The sequence below is a fragment of the Nocardioides sp. LML1-1-1.1 genome (genome assembly GCF_040676175.1).
Lineage (GTDB): Bacteria > Actinomycetota > Actinomycetes > Propionibacteriales > Nocardioidaceae > Nocardioides.
The window spans coordinates 317,375-331,017 of sequence record NZ_JBEGHK010000004.1 but is presented as its reverse complement, the minus strand read 5'-3'; the positions used below and the strand labels follow the sequence as shown (position 1 = coordinate 331,017).

At 72.7% G+C, this 13,643-nt stretch carries 14 protein-coding genes; 9 read left to right on the top strand and 5 right to left on the bottom strand.

Features of this window, described 5'->3' with window-relative positions; genetic code table 11:
* Positions 1-38: 38 nt before the first annotated feature.
* From MRBLML1_RS16725 to MRBLML1_RS16700, 6 genes are all read left to right on the top strand, one after another.
* Positions 39-1,220 carry a hypothetical protein gene (locus MRBLML1_RS16725; protein ID WP_364517971.1) on the top strand — a complete coding sequence of 394 codons (1,182 nt, stop codon included), beginning with the start codon at positions 39-41 and terminating at the stop codon, positions 1,218-1,220.
* 14 nt (positions 1,221-1,234) lie between these two features.
* Complete coding sequence (locus tag MRBLML1_RS16720; RefSeq protein WP_364517969.1) at positions 1,235-1,708, top strand: SRPBCC family protein; 474 nt, start codon at positions 1,235-1,237, stop codon at positions 1,706-1,708.
* A 114-nt stretch (positions 1,709-1,822) separates the two neighbouring features.
* Positions 1,823-2,428 (top strand): ATP-dependent Clp protease proteolytic subunit, encoded by a 606-nt coding sequence (locus tag MRBLML1_RS16715; protein WP_364518188.1) that lies wholly within the window; start codon positions 1,823-1,825, stop codon positions 2,426-2,428.
* Between the two features lie 11 nt (positions 2,429-2,439).
* Complete coding sequence (locus MRBLML1_RS16710; protein WP_364517967.1) at positions 2,440-3,045, top strand: ATP-dependent Clp protease proteolytic subunit; 606 nt, start codon at positions 2,440-2,442, stop codon at positions 3,043-3,045.
* Between the two features lie 135 nt (positions 3,046-3,180).
* Positions 3,181-4,461 (top strand): ATP-dependent Clp protease ATP-binding subunit ClpX, encoded by a 1,281-nt coding sequence (gene clpX, locus MRBLML1_RS16705; RefSeq protein ID WP_364517965.1) that lies wholly within the window; start codon positions 3,181-3,183, stop codon positions 4,459-4,461.
* A gap of 52 nt (positions 4,462-4,513) precedes the next feature.
* Entirely contained in the window at positions 4,514-5,599 is a 1,086-nt protein-coding gene (locus MRBLML1_RS16700) for a PQQ-dependent sugar dehydrogenase (RefSeq protein ID WP_364517963.1), read from the top strand.
* Here MRBLML1_RS16700 and MRBLML1_RS16695 read toward each other — a convergent pair whose 3' ends face one another.
* Together MRBLML1_RS16695 and valS are read right to left on the bottom strand one after the other, a co-directional pair.
* Positions 5,600-5,878, bottom strand: coding sequence for a hypothetical protein (locus tag MRBLML1_RS16695; protein WP_364517961.1), 279 nt, complete (start codon positions 5,876-5,878; stop codon positions 5,600-5,602).
* Complete coding sequence (gene valS, locus MRBLML1_RS16690; protein WP_364517959.1) at positions 5,875-8,505, bottom strand: valine--tRNA ligase; 2,631 nt, start codon at positions 8,503-8,505, stop codon at positions 5,875-5,877. Before valS ends, MRBLML1_RS16695 begins: the two co-directional genes overlap by 4 nt.
* Positions 8,506-8,564: 59 nt before the next feature.
* Here valS and MRBLML1_RS16685 point away from each other — a divergent pair, with 59 nt between their 5' ends.
* The gene (locus MRBLML1_RS16685) at positions 8,565-9,713 is read left to right on the top strand and encodes a SpoIID/LytB domain-containing protein (RefSeq protein ID WP_364517957.1); all 1,149 of its coding nucleotides are present in this window, start codon (positions 8,565-8,567) and stop codon (positions 9,711-9,713) included.
* A gap of 44 nt (positions 9,714-9,757) precedes the next feature.
* A complete protein-coding gene (locus tag MRBLML1_RS16680; RefSeq protein ID WP_364517955.1) occupies positions 9,758-10,936 on the top strand; it encodes a calcium-binding protein in 1,179 nt (392 codons plus the stop codon).
* Here MRBLML1_RS16680 and MRBLML1_RS16675 read toward each other — a convergent pair.
* Positions 10,933-12,084, bottom strand: a complete 1,152-nt coding sequence (locus tag MRBLML1_RS16675) for a benzoate/H(+) symporter BenE family transporter (RefSeq protein WP_364517953.1) — start codon at positions 12,082-12,084, stop codon at positions 10,933-10,935. The genes MRBLML1_RS16680 and MRBLML1_RS16675 overlap by 4 nt on opposite strands.
* 65 nt (positions 12,085-12,149) lie before the next feature.
* On the opposite strand from MRBLML1_RS16675, the gene MRBLML1_RS16670 reads away from it, so the two are divergent.
* A complete protein-coding gene (locus MRBLML1_RS16670) occupies positions 12,150-12,665 on the top strand; it encodes a helix-turn-helix domain-containing protein (protein WP_364517951.1) in 516 nt (171 codons plus the stop codon).
* A gap of 4 nt (positions 12,666-12,669) precedes the next feature.
* Here the strand turns inward: MRBLML1_RS16670 and MRBLML1_RS16665 are convergent, their stop codons facing one another.
* Both MRBLML1_RS16665 and MRBLML1_RS16660 read right to left on the bottom strand, forming a co-directional pair.
* Complete coding sequence (locus MRBLML1_RS16665; protein WP_364517949.1) at positions 12,670-12,948, bottom strand: DUF4873 domain-containing protein; 279 nt, start codon at positions 12,946-12,948, stop codon at positions 12,670-12,672.
* Positions 12,945-13,631: a TetR/AcrR family transcriptional regulator gene (locus tag MRBLML1_RS16660; protein WP_364517947.1), complete on the bottom strand. Its 687-nt coding sequence runs from the start codon at positions 13,629-13,631 to the stop codon at positions 12,945-12,947. Before MRBLML1_RS16660 ends, MRBLML1_RS16665 begins: the two co-directional genes overlap by 4 nt.
* Between the last annotated feature and the right edge of the window lie 12 nt (positions 13,632-13,643).

Below are 13,643 nucleotides of genomic sequence, written 5' to 3'. Positions count from 1 at the left end.
TGTACGAGTGTGCACTCAACGGGGTAGCCTGCTTTTCCATGAGGCACGAAGCCACCCTCGTCGACGCCGCGGCCCTGGCGACCTCCGTCCTCGACGACCTCGTCGTCGCCACCGCGCGGGAGACCCACACCGCGATCTCGCGGCGTGCGCACGGCCTGGCCCGGCTCGGTCTCGGCCATGCAGCGCGGCCCGCGGAGGTCCTGCACCACGGCATCGCCACCACGGTCTACGGCGCCCTCGGGCTCTCCCTGCGCGGCGCGAGCGCCGGCCTGTCCCGCCTCGCCGACGCCGGACTGGGCGGCCCCGGCCTGGAGGAGGGTCCGCGCGGGCGCTTCGTCAGCTCGGCCGTCAACGGGCTGATCGGTGAGGAGCTGCGCCGCGAGCGGCCGCACCTCGCGATCGAGATGGGCGTGCGCCGCGAGGGCCGCGACGTGCTGCTCACCCCCGACGGCGTGCGCGCGGCCTTCCCGGAGGCCACCGGTCAGCTGGTGGTCTTCCTGCACGGGCTGTGCGAGACCGAGGACTACTGGCGCCGCCACCGCGACCGGCTCGGCTCGACGTACGGCGAGACGCTGGCCCGGCGCGGCTGGACGCCGGTCTACCTGCGCGCCAACACCGGCCTGCCCCTGCGCGAGAACGGCGTGGTGCTGGCCTCGCTCCTGCAGCGCCTCGTCGACGCCTGGCCCACCGAGGTCACCCGGATCGCGCTGGTCGGGCACTCGCTCGGCGGGCTGGTCATCCGGGCCTCCTCGGCGGTGACCGCGGAGGGCGACGCCCCGGCCGCCTGGACCCAGCAGGTCACCGACGTGGTCACCCTGGGCACCCCGCACCTCGGCTCCTGGTTCGCCGTGAGCGCCGACCACGCCAGCCGGACCCTCGCCAGGCTGCCCGAGGTGGCCGCCTTCGGCCGGGTCATCGACCGGCAGGCGCCGGGGATCCACGACCTGATCGAGGGCCTCGCCCAGGACGTGCCCCCGCTGCCGCACGCGCGCTACCGCCTCGTCTCGGCCACCTTGACCCGCTCGCCGCGGCACCCGGTCGCGAGCACGATCGGGGACCTGCTGGTGACCCCGCGCTCGGCCGTGGGCCGCGACCGCCGCGGGACCGAGCTGTTCCCCGGGGCCGAGGTGCTGCACCTGCCGCGCACCGACCACTTCGGGCTGCTCAACCACCCCGACGTCCACACCGCGCTGGTGCGCTGGCTCGGCGACGACGACTGAGCCAGGATGGGTCCATGGCGACCCCGAACGCAGCGCGCGAGCTCCGCGCGGAGACCGAGATCGCGGCTCCTGCCGAGCACGTGTGGGCGCTGCTGACCGACTTCGGCCAGCTGGCGAGCTGGAGCCCGGAGACCGTGCGGATGGTGCCGCTCAAGCGCGGCGGCCTGCGGGTCGGGCAGTGGTACCTCGGCGTCAACCGCCGCAAGGCCTTCGTCTGGCCGACCCGTTCGGTCGTGGCCGAGGTGACTCCCGGCCGGCGACTGGTCTGGGACACCCCCTCCAGCGGGGCGCAGTGGGTCTGGGAGCTCGAGGCGCTCGGCCCCGGCCGGACCCGGGTGGTGCACCGCCGGCCGGTGCCGGCGCGGCTCAGCCTCGGCAGCCGGCTCGTCGCGCCGCTCGCGCTCGGCGGCACCGAGGAGCACGCCGACGAGCTGGAGCGCGGGATGGCCACCACCCTCGCCGGGCTCCGGGCCGCCGCGGAGGGCTGAGCCCTTCCGCTGTCGGCGAACAGCGGCGTGCGACACGTGGTTTGACCGTGGCGGACGGCTAGTGTCGCTTGCGTGACTCAGACTCTTCCCGGTGGCCACGAGCGTGGTCATGAGATGAACGGCGGCGCGGGGATCAACTTCCTCGACGACAACATCTACAGCCGGCTGCTCCGCGAGCGGATCGTGTTCCTCGGCTCCGAGGTGCGCGACCAGAACGCCAACGCGATCTGCGCCCAGCTGCTGCTGCTGTCGGCGGAGGACCCCGAGGCCGACATCTTCCTGCACATCAACAGCCCCGGCGGCTCGGTGGACGCCGGCATGGCGATCTACGACACGATGAACTACATCCCCAACGACGTCGCCACGGTCGGCATGGGCCTGGCCGCCTCGATGGGCCAGTTCCTGCTCTGCGCCGGCGCGAAGGGCAAGCGCTACGCCCTGCCCCACGCGCGGATCATGATGCACCAGCCGTCGTCCGGCATGGGCGGCTCGGCCTCGGACATCAAGATCCAGGCCCAGCAGTCGCTGCACATCAAGAAGGTGCTGCTCGACCTGATCGCCGAGCACACCGGCCAGAGCGTCGAGCAGGTCACCGAGGACGCCGACCGCGACCGCTGGTTCACCGCCCAGGAGGCGCTGGAGTACGGCCTGGTCGACAAGGTGGTCAAGAGCGCCAAGGAAGCCGTCGACGAGGGTCGTCCGGCCCACAAGAAGGACTGAGTGATCAAGGCATGAACTACTACATCCCGCAGTGGGAAGAGCGCACGTCGTACGGCTTCCGCCGGATCGACCCCTACGCCAAGCTGTTCGAGGACCGCATCATCTACCTCGGCACCCCGATCTCCGACGACGTCGCCAACGCCGTCATCGCCCAGCTGCTCTGCCTGCAGTCGATGAACCCCGACCAGGACATCAGCATCTACATCAACAGCCCCGGTGGCTCGTTCACGGCGCTGACCGCGATCTACGACACGATCCAGTTCATCAAGCCGGACGTGCAGACCGTGTGCATCGGCCAGGCGGCCTCGGCGGCGGCGATCCTGCTGGCCGCGGGCGCCAAGGGCAAGCGCCTGGCGCTGCCCAACAGCCGGATCCTGATCCACCAGCCCTACACCGAGGGCACCTTCGGCCAGACCTCGGACATCGAGATCCAGGCCAACGAGATCCTCCGGATGCGCGAGCTGCTCGAGAAGATGATCAGCGACCACTCCGGCAAGGACATCGACGAGGTCAGCCGCGACATCGAGCGCGACAAGATCCTCACCGCCCAGGGCGCGATCGAGTACGGCCTCATCGACTCGGTGCTCGAGTCGCTGAAGACCCCCGCACTGGTCTGATCCGGGCCCCGGCTGCCGAAGAGAACGACGTACGACCATTGAGCTCCCCGATCCCGACCCGGTTGCCCTCGTGTCACGCTCCCGTTGGAGCGTGGCAGGGGGTACCGTCGGGGGGTTCGGACCTGAGGAGGACCCGTGGCACGCATCGGTGACGGTGGCGACCTGTTGAAGTGCTCGTTCTGTGGAAAGAGCCAGAAGCAGGTCAAGAAGCTCATCGCTGGTCCGGGTGTCTACATCTGCGACGAGTGCATCGACCTGTGCAACGAGATCATCGAGGAGGAGCTCGCCGAGGGCTCTGACGTCGACCTCGCCGAGCTGCCGAAGCCGAAGGAGATCTTCGAGTTCCTGAACTCCTACGTCATCGGCCAGGAGCAGGCGAAGAAGTCCCTCGCGGTGGCGGTCTACAACCACTACAAGCGGGTCCAGGCGGGTGTGCAGCCCGTGTCGGGCAAGCACAGCAAGGACGAGGTCGTCGAGGTCGCGAAGTCCAACATCCTCGTCATCGGCCCGACCGGTTGCGGCAAGACCTACCTCGCCCAGACCCTGGCCCGGATGCTCAACGTCCCGTTCGCCATCGCCGACGCCACCGCCCTGACCGAGGCCGGCTACGTCGGTGAGGACGTCGAGAACATCCTCCTCAAGCTGATCCAGGCCGCCGACTACGACGTCAAGAAGGCCGAGACCGGCATCATCTACATCGACGAGATCGACAAGGTGGCCCGCAAGGCGGAGAACCCCTCGATCACGCGCGACGTCTCCGGCGAGGGCGTGCAGCAGGCCCTGCTCAAGATCATCGAGGGCACCACCGCCTCGGTGCCCCCGCAGGGCGGCCGCAAGCACCCGCACCAGGAGTTCATCCAGATCGACACCACGAACATCCTGTTCGTGGTGGGCGGCGCCTTCGCCGGCCTGGAGCACATCATCGAGCAGCGGGTCGGCAAGAAGTCCCTCGGCTTCACCGCCGAGCCGCGCGGCGAGGCCGAGCGTGCCGCCGACGACCTGCTCGGCCAGGTCCGGCCCGAGGACCTCACCAAGTTCGGCCTGATCCCCGAGTTCATCGGCCGTCTGCCGCTCATCGCGAGCGTCAGCCCGCTCGACCAGGACGCGCTGATCCAGATCCTCACCGAGCCGCGCAACGCCCTGGTCAAGCAGTACAAGAAGCTCTTCGACCTCGACGGCGTGGAGCTCGACTTCACCGACGACGCCGTCGCCGCGATCGCCGACAAGGCGCTCGAGCGCGGCACCGGCGCCCGTGGCCTGCGCGCCATCATCGAGGAGGTCCTCCTCCACGTGATGTACGACGTGCCGAGCCGCGGCGACGTGGCCCAGGTCGTGGTGACGAAGGAGACCGTCGAGGACGACGTCGCGCCGACCCTGGTGCTGCGCGATGCGAAACCGAAGAAGAAGTCTGCCTGACGAGTCGGTGACGACCGGCGACCCGGGGCGCGAGCGCGCCTAGGGTCGAGCCGTGCGCTGGCTCGTGCGGTGGAAGTGGCCTGTTCTCGGCATCCTCGGTGCCCTCCTCGTGGCGGGCGGCGTGGCCGGCTACCGGTACGGCGACGGCGCCGGCTGGTGGGTCCACCCGAGCGTGGCGGACGCCCCCGACGCGGAGCCCGCGTCGGTGGAGACGGTCGCGAAGGGCCTCGCCGTGCCCTGGGACCTGGCCTTCCTGCCCGACGGCTCCGCGCTGGTCACCGAGCGGATCACCGGCCGCCTGCGCAGGGTGAGCCCCAGCGGGCAGGTCTCGGAGGTGCGCACCTTCGAGGAGATCGATCCCGACAGCGCCTCGATGGGCGGGTTGCAGGGGCTGGCCCTCTCCCCGTCGTACGCCGAGGACGGCTGGGTCTACGTCTACTACACCGGCCGCGAGGACAGCCGCGTGGTGCGGTTCCGGCTCGGCTCCACCGCGGATCCGGAGCCGGTGCTGACCGGGATCCCGGCCGGCAACATCCACAACGGCGGCCGGATCCGGTTCGGCCCGGACGGGATGCTCTACGTCACCACCGGGGAGGCGGACCGACGCGCCCCGGCCCAGGACCGGGCCGACCTCGGCGGCAAGATCCTGCGGGTCACCCCGGAGGGCCGGCCGGCGCCGGGCAACCCGGACCCCGCCTCACCGGTCTACGCGTGGGGCTGGCGCGACCCGCAGGGCCTGGCCTGGGACGAGCAGGGCACGCTGTACGCCACCGAGTTCGGCTTCAACAAGCTCGACGAGCTCAACGTGGTCGAGCCGGGCCAGGACTACGGCTGGCCCGAGGCCGAGGGGCCCGCGGACGACGACGACCTCACCGACCCGATCGCCACCTGGCGGCCGGAGGACGCCTCGCCGAGCGGGATGACGTTCCACGACGGCAAGATCTGGATCGCCTGCCTGCGCGGCGAGCGGCTCTACCGGATCGACCCGGACGGCTCGGCCGACTCCGCCGAGCAGCTGCTCGCCCACGAGTACGGCCGGCTGCGCCTGGTCACCGAGGCGCCGGACGGCTCGCTGTGGGTGCTCACCAACGACCGCAAGGACGCCGACGGCGACCTGGTCCTGCGCCTGGTGCCCTGATCAGCAGCGGTCGGCGACGTAGTCCTGGAGGATCTCCTGGTCCCCGGGGACCGGCTCCTTGCCCTCGTCGCGGTGGAGCAGGTAGCGCCGGGCCTCGAACGGGAGGTTCTCCGGGGTCCCCAGTCGCCGCAGCTCCTCGTCGGGACCGTGCAGGTAGTGCTGGCCGACCTTCTCGCAGAACGCCGACTGGTCGGCGTCCGAGGGCCACTCGGTCGCCGCGCAGCCCGCGGTGAGCGCCAGCACGGCCGCGACGGCGGCCGCCGCTCCTGCCCGCCTCACTCCGCAGGCTGGATCTCGGCGGTCACGGACAGCTCGGTGGCGTCGGCGACGACGGTGAAGACCAGGTCGCCGGTGATCTTGCCGGCGGCCACCAGGTCCGTGGAGGCGGACTCGGCGTCGCGCACGAGCTTCTCCGGGCCACTGACCTCGACCCGCGCGAGCGGGGTCTTCATGTTCACCTTGGCCTGCGACTTCGCGCCCCGGATGCCGGCCAGCGCGGCGGCGACCGCGTCGATCGCGGTGCCGTCGGAGGCGGCCGGGGAGCCCAGCTCGGTGACGCTCGGCCACGGCGCGCGGTGCACCGAGCCGTCCTGCCACCAGGACCAGACCTCCTCGGTGACGTACGGCAGGAAGGGCGCCAGCAGCCGGAGCTGCACCTGCAGGGCGGCGGCGAGGGTGGACCGCGCCGAGTCCGAGGCGTCACCGGTGTCGGCGTACGCCCGCTCCTTGACGAGCTCGAGGTAGTCGTCGCAGAACTCCCAGAAGAACTTCTCGGTGACCTCGAGCGCGGTCGTGTAGTCGTAGGCCTCGAACGCCTCGGTGGCCTTGCGGACCACGCCGGCGAGCCGGCCCAGCAGGTGGGTGTCGACCGGCTGGCTGACCCGGGCCGCGCTGAACTCGGTGGCCCCGACGCTGCCGAGGACGAACTTCGAGGCGTTGAGGACCTTCATCGCCAGCCGGCGGCCGACCTTCATCTGGGTCTCGTCGAAGGGCGAGTCCAGACCGGGACGGGCGATCGCGGCCCGCCAGCGGACCGCGTCGGCGCCGTACTTGCCCAGGATCTCGTCGGGGACGACGACATTGCCCTTGGACTTCGACATCTTCTTGCGGTCCGGGTCGACGATGAAGCCGGAGATCATCGCGTGCGACCACGGCGCCGCGCCGTTCTCGAAGTGCGCCCGGACGACGCGGGAGAACAGCCAGGTGCGGATGATGTCGTGGGCCTGGGTGGCCAGGTCCATCGGGAAGACCCGCGAGAACAGGTCCGGGTCGGACTCCCAGCCGCCCGCGATCTGCGGGGTGAGCGAGGAGGTCGCCCAGGTGTCCATGACGTCCGGGTCGCCGATGAAGCCGCCCGGCTTGCCGCGCTGGTCCTCGGTGTAGCCCGCGGGTGCCTGGGTCGACGGGTCGACGGGCAGCTCGGCCTCGGTCGGCAGCAGCAGGCTGCCGTAGTCGGGCTCGCCCTCGGCGTCGAGGGGGTACCAGACCGGGAAGGGGATGCCGAAGAAGCGCTGGCGCGAGATCAGCCAGTCGCCGTTGAGGCCGCCGACCCAGTTGTCGAAGCGGTGCTTCATGTGCGGCGGCAGCCACTGGATCTCCGCGCCGCGCTCCAGCATCTGGTTGCGGATGCCCGCGTCCCGCCCGCCGTTGCGGATGTACCACTGGCGGGTGGAGACGATCTCCAGCGGCTTGTCGCCCTTCTCGTAGAAGTTCGCCATCCGCTGGGTGGGCTTGGGGTCGCCGTCGAGGTCACCGCTCTCCTTGAGCTTGGCGACCACCGCCTCACGGGCGGAGTGGACCGTCTTGCCCTTGAGGTCCTCGTACGCCGCCGCGGCGGCCTCGCTCGCGAGCCACTCCGGGGTCTCGCGGGTGAACCGGCCGTCGCGCCCGATGACGGTGCGCACCGGCAGCTGCAGCTCGCGCCACCAGGTGACGTCGGTCAGGTCGCCGAAGGTGCAGCACATCGCGATGCCGGCGCCCTTGTCCTTCTCCGCCGCGGGGTGGGCGAGGACCGGGATCTCCACGCCGAAGACCGGCGAGGTGACGCTCTGGCCGAACAGGTCGGCGTACCGCTCGTCGTCGGGGTGCGCGATCAGCGCGACGACCGAGGGGATCAGCTCGGGGCGGGTCGTCTCGATGTAGACCTTGTCGGTGGCCGAGCCCGTCGAGGCGTCGGTCCGGTGGAAGGCGACGCGGTGGTAGGCGCCGGCGTAGTCACGGGCCTCCAGCTCGGCCTGGGCGACCGCGGTCTGGAAGGTGACGTCCCACAGGGTCGGCGCCTCCTGGAGGTAGGCCTCGCCGCGGCCCAGGTTGCGCAGGAAGGCGCGCTGGCTGACGGTCTGCGCCTTCGCGCCGATGGTCGTGTAGTTGATCTTCCAGTCGACGCTGAGGCCGAGCGTGCGCCACAGGTCCTCGAAGACCTTCTCGTCCTGCTCGACGAGCTGCTCGCACAGCGCGATGAAGTTCGGCCGGCTGATCGGGACCTGGCGCTTGGGGTCCGGCTTCTCCGGCGGGGTGAAGTCGGCGTCGTAGGGCAGCGAGGGGTCGCAGCGCACGCCGAAGTAGTTCTGCACGCGGCGCTCGGTCGGCAGGCCGTTGTCGTCCCAGCCCATCGGGTAGAAGACGGACTTGCCCCGCATCCGCTGGAAGCGGGCGATCAGGTCGGTGTGGGTGTAGGAGAAGACGTGGCCCACGTGCAGGCTGCCGCTGACCGTCGGCGGCGGGGTGTCGATGGCGTAGACGTTCTCCCGCGGCTGGGTGCGGTCGAAGCCGTAGGTGTCGTCGTTCTTCCACTGCTCGGCCCACTTCGCCTCCAGCCCCTCCAGGGCCGGCTTGTCCGGTACGACGACGGCGCGGGGCTCCGCGGCCGTCGGGTCCGGGGTGGGCTGGCTGTCGAGGTCGGTCATGGTCGTCAATCCTAGTTCGGACGACTGTCAAGGCTTGAAACCCGGGTTAGTCTCGGACGATGCGCGCGCTCTCTCGGACCCTCGTGACCGTCCTCGCCGCCGTCCTCGGGCTGGTGGTCGCGCCGGTCGCGGTCGAGTCCTCGCCGGCCACCGCGGCCACCTCGTTCCCGCTCAGCGGGCGGGGCTGGGGCCACGGCCACGGCATGTCGCAGTACGGCGCGCAGGGCGCCGCGACCCGCGGGCTGACGTACCGCCAGATCGTGAACTTCTACTACCCGGGCACCAAGGTCGGCACGGCCGGCGGGGCGATCCGGGTGCTGCTCACCAAGGAGACGCGTGACGTGCTCGTGGTGGGCGCGCAGAGCGGGCTGAGCGTGCGTGCGACGGGCAGCACGACGTCGTACCCGTTGGCGCGCACGGGCGCCACGCACTGGATGATCGCGCCGACGCCCGACAACGCGACCAGCCGGGTCTGGGTGGCGGTCAAGGGCACCTGGACCCTGGTGCGCCAGATCAAGGGGCAGGCGGAGTTCGTGGCGCCGACGCTGCGGCTCTACACGCCGTCCGGCTCGGCGCTCTACCGCGGCACGCTGCGCTCGTCGGTCACCGGCGCGCACCGCGACGTGGTCAACGTGGTGCCGCTGGAGTACTACGTCCGCGGGGTCATCGCCCGGGAGATGCCGTCGCTGTGGCACGCCCAGGCGCTGCGGGCCCAGGCGGTCGCCGCGCGCAGCTATGCCGCCTTCGAGCGCGGCTCGCGCACCGGCGCGCGCTACGACGTCGACGACACCACCCGGTCGCAGGTCTACGGCGGCGTCGCCGCGGAGACCACCCAGACCAACGCCGCGGTGACCGCGACGCGGACCGAGGTCCGCAGCTACGGCGGCCAGCCGGCCTTCACCCAGTTCTCCTCCAGCAACGGCGGCTGGACGACGCAGGGCTCGCGGCCCTACCTCGTCGCCCGGGCCGACCTCTACGACCCGGTCCGGACCTGGACCGACACCGTGACCTCGGCCGAGCTGGAGAAGGCCTGGCCCTCGCTCGGGACGGCGACCCGCCTGCAGGTGGTCAAGCGGGACGGGCACGGCGCCGGGGGCGGGCGGGTGGTGACCATCCGGGTGATCGGCACGAAGCGCACCATCGACGTCGCGGGCGACACCTTCCGCTCCTACCTCGGCCTGAAGTCCACCTTCTTCTTCCTGACCTGAGCCGGCGATGTAACGCCGGGCCGGTGCCGTGACAGGTACCGGTCATGAGCGCGAGGTTGCTGGCCCTGGTGTCCGGGGCGTCGTTGGTCGTCGTCGGTGCCCTCGCGGCGATCGCCCCCGCGCAGGCGGCCGCGCCCACCTGCGCCGGGCGGACGGCGACGATCGTCGGCACCGCCGGTGACGACGACCTCCAGGGCACCCCGCTGCCCGATGTGGTGTGGCTGGGGCCGGGCAACGACCGGTTCCGCGGTGACAGCGGCAACGACATCATCTGCGGTGGCGCGGGCCGGGACTCGATCAACGGCGAGTACGGCAACGACATCATCCTCGGCGAGAGTGGCGCGGACCGGCTGGCGGGCGGCCCGGGCGACGACTCGCTGTCTGGCGGCACCGGGGCGGACGCCTTCGCCGGCGGGGCGGGCGACGACCGGATCAACGGCGGACGCGACCGGGACCTGCTGACCTACCTGACCTCGCTGCACGCGGTGACCGTCAACGGAGCCACCGGCACGGTCGACGGCGACGGCCACGACACCTACGCCCTGGTCGAGACGGTCCAGGGCACGGCCGACGCGGACACCATGGTCGGCGGCCCGGGAAGCGACCACTTCGTCGGCGCGGCCGGCGCGGACCGGATCAGCGGTGGCGGCGGCGCGGACATCCTCGAGGCCGCGGGCGGTACGGCGTCCGGCGGACCCGGCGACGACCTGCTCATCGTGACGCGCGGGGTCGCCCGGGGCGACGCGGGGCGTGACGTCCTCCAGCTCTCCCTCGGCGCCCGGGGCTACGGCGGCGAGGGCGACGACCTGTTCCGGGCCGGCATCGGCTCCTCCTCGGCGTACGGCGAGGCGGGGCTGGACTCCTTCCTGGTGCAGACCCCGCGGGCGACGCCGTACCTGAACGGCGGGGCGGGCGACGACCAGGTCAGCTTCGAGACCTTCGACCGCGCGGTGCGGATCGCGCTCGGTCGCGGCGTGGCGACCTGGGCGCGCACCGGCAAGGCCACCCTGCGCTCGATCAACATCGCCTACGGCACCCGCTTCGGCGACACCATCCGGGGCACCTCGGGCAACGACTACCTCTCCGGCAACGGCGGGCGGGACGCGCTCTACGGCCTCGGCGGCACCGACATCCTCGACGGCGGCAAGGCCCGTGACGCAGGCTTCGGCGGCGCGGGCAGCGACATCTGCTCGACCGAGGTCCGCCGCGGCTGCGAGGTCTAGGCGGGCCGGCGCAGCACCGCGCGGCACACGAGCCCGACCACGAGCGCCCAGAAGGCGGCGCCGATCCCGAGCACGGTGACACCGGAGGCGGCGACCACGAGGGTCGCGGCGGCGGACTCCCGCTCGCGCGGGTCGGCGAGCGCCTCGGCGAGCGCGCTGCCGAGGGTGCCGAGCAGGGCCAGGCCGGCGGCGGCCTGCATCAGCCCGTCCTGGGCGGCGGCCACCATCGCGGCCAGCGCGCTGCTCGCGACGGCGAGCACGAGGTAGGTCGCCGACGCGCTGACCGCGGCCACCCATCGGCGCGCCCGGTCCGGGCCCGCGGCCGGGCCGGCGGCGAGGGCCGCGCTGATGGCGGCGAGGTTGATCGCGTGCCCGCCGGTCGGCGCCCCGGCGATGGTGCCGATGCCGGTGACCGTCAGCGACTCGCGCCACGGCACGCGGTAGCCGTAGGTGCCGAGCACCGCGACGCCCGGCACGTTCTGCGAGGCCATCGTGACGACGTACAGGGGCAGGGCGAGGCCGACCAGCGCGGAGGCGGTCCAGTGCGGCGTCGTCCAGGCCAGGCTCGGCGCGAGCGCGTCGGTGGGGACGTGCGCGGTGGCGAGCACGATCCCGAGCGCGACGGCGAGGGCGGCCGGCACCGCCCAGCGCGGCGCGAGCCGGAGCAGCACGAGCCAGGTGAGGACGACCGGGGCGACCGCGGCGGGCGCGTCGACGAGCGCGGTGACCGGGGCGACGCACAGCGGGAGCAGGACGCCGGCGAGCATCGCCCGGGCCAGGCTCTGCGGGATGGCCGCGACCAGGTCGCCGAGCCGGGGGACCAGGCCGGTGAGCACGACCAGGACGCCGGTCGCGACGAAGGCGCCGACGGCCGCGGGCCAGCCGCCGGCGACCCCGGCCGAGGAGGCCAGCAGCGCCGCACCCGGGGTGGACCAGGCCAGGATCAGCGGCGTGCGGTGCCGCACCGAGAGCCAGAGCATCCCCAGCGCCTGGGTGACGAGCAGGGTGAGCAGGCCGGAGGCGGCCTGGGCGGGGGAGGCGCCGACGGCCGTCAGCCCCGCGAGCACGACGACGAAGGAGCTGCTGAACCCGACGACGGCGGTGACCACGCCGGCCACCACGGGGCCGTGGGTACTCTCCTGGGACACGTCGCCTCCTGCCGAACGCACCGGCGGCGTTCTGTATACAGAACACTCTAGGTGAGGAAGCGCCGATGACGCGAGCGGCCGGGGTCGGCGCGCGGATCCGTGCGCTGCGCGAGGCCCGCGGGCTCTCCCTCTCCGCGCTCGCCGGCGAGGCCGGCATCGGCAAGGGCACCCTGTCGGAGCTGGAGACCGGGCAGCGCAACCCCACCCTGGAGACGCTGTACGCCGTCGCGACCCCGCTCGGCGTGCCGATGGCCGCGCTGATGGACGACCACGACGGCGCAGTGATCCTCGACGAGGGCATCGTCACCGTCCGGTTGCGGGTGGTGCGGGAGGAGGGGCGGACCACCGAGGTCTACCTGCTCCGGCTCGCGGCCGGGGTCGAGCGTCGCTCGCCCGCCCACGTCGCCGGCGTCACCGAGCGGCTCGTCGTGCTCACCGGCTCCGGCGAGGTCGAGCACGACGGCACGGTGCAGGCCTTCGGCGCCGGGGAGCACGTGTCCTTCGCCGCCGACCGGCCGCACGCCTACCGGGCGGGCGCGGACGGCTTCGAGGCCGTCAACGTGATCGTCACGCCCGGCTGATCGCTCAGAACGGCGGCCGGCCGGTCCCGGTCACCCGGAAGCGGCCCCACGGGTCCTCGTCGGAGAGCTTCGCCGGCGCCTCGCCGACGGCGGTGCGCAGGGTCACCGCGGCGCCGCTGCGCACGCCCGGCAGCGGCGCCGGGTGGGTGATCCGGCCGTACCAGTGGAACAGCCCGTCGACCGGCTGGAAGGCGCCGCGCAGGGTGACGGCCACCGGGTGCTCGGTGCCGTCGACGAGCACGCTCGCCGGGCCGTCGTACGACTCCTGGGGCTCGTGGCTCACTCGTCGGCGTCCTGGCGCAGCGGGTGGACGGTCGCCATGCCGGCGTCCGGGTCGAGGGCGCTGAGGTCGACGCCGTGCTCGGCGGCGGCGCCGGCGAGGGCGTGCCAGACGAACTCGGCGAGGTAGCCCGCGGCCGCCGCCCGGGAGAGGGTGCGGCGCTCCAGCCACCACTGCCCGACCGAGCTGCCGAGGCCGACGACCGCCTGGGCCCAGGGCTCCGCGGCGCCGGTGTCGCCCCCGAGCAGGCGCAGCACGTCGCCGAGCAGGCGGGACAGCTTGGAGGCGATGAGCTCCTTGCCCGCGGCGAGCGGGTCGCCGCCGGCGTGCTGGCGGGTGAGCAGCAGGAAGGCCTGCGGGTGCTCGGCGATGGTCGAGAGGTAGGCCTCGACGCCGGCGGTGATCCGCTCGCGTGCCGGCGCCGGCTCGAGCAGCGCCGCGAGCACCCGGTCCAGGACCAGCTCGGAGCCCCAGGCGCCGACGGCGGCGTGCAGCTCGGCCTTGTCGGAGAAGTAGCGGTAGAGGACCGGCTTGCTGACCCCGGCCTCGGCGGCGATGTCCGCGACCGAGGCGTCCGGGCCGAGCGCGTCGATCGCGCGCACGGCGGCCTGGACGAACTCCGCGCGCCGGGTGGCGCGGTGGTCGTCCCAGCGGGTGGTGCGTCCGTCGCTCTTGACGTTGGCCATGGCGCCCAGAGT

Coding starts and splice junctions, on each gene's coding strand:
- MRBLML1_RS16720 (WP_364517969.1), top strand. CDS start 1,235: ATGGCGACCCCGAACGCAGCGCGCGAGCTCCGCGCGGAGACCGAGATC.
- MRBLML1_RS16660 (WP_364517947.1), bottom strand. CDS start 13,631: ATGGCCAACGTCAAGAGCGACGGACGCACCACCCGCTGGGACGACCAC.
- MRBLML1_RS16710 (WP_364517967.1), top strand. CDS start 2,440: ATGAACTACTACATCCCGCAGTGGGAAGAGCGCACGTCGTACGGCTTC.
- MRBLML1_RS16715 (WP_364518188.1), top strand. CDS start 1,823: ATGAACGGCGGCGCGGGGATCAACTTCCTCGACGACAACATCTACAGC.
- MRBLML1_RS16685 (WP_364517957.1), top strand. CDS start 8,565: ATGCGCGCGCTCTCTCGGACCCTCGTGACCGTCCTCGCCGCCGTCCTC.
- MRBLML1_RS16670 (WP_364517951.1), top strand. CDS start 12,150: ATGACGCGAGCGGCCGGGGTCGGCGCGCGGATCCGTGCGCTGCGCGAG.
- MRBLML1_RS16725 (WP_364517971.1), top strand. CDS start 39: ATGAGGCACGAAGCCACCCTCGTCGACGCCGCGGCCCTGGCGACCTCC.
- MRBLML1_RS16680 (WP_364517955.1), top strand. CDS start 9,758: ATGAGCGCGAGGTTGCTGGCCCTGGTGTCCGGGGCGTCGTTGGTCGTC.
- valS (WP_364517959.1), bottom strand. CDS start 8,505: ATGACCGACCTCGACAGCCAGCCCACCCCGGACCCGACGGCCGCGGAG.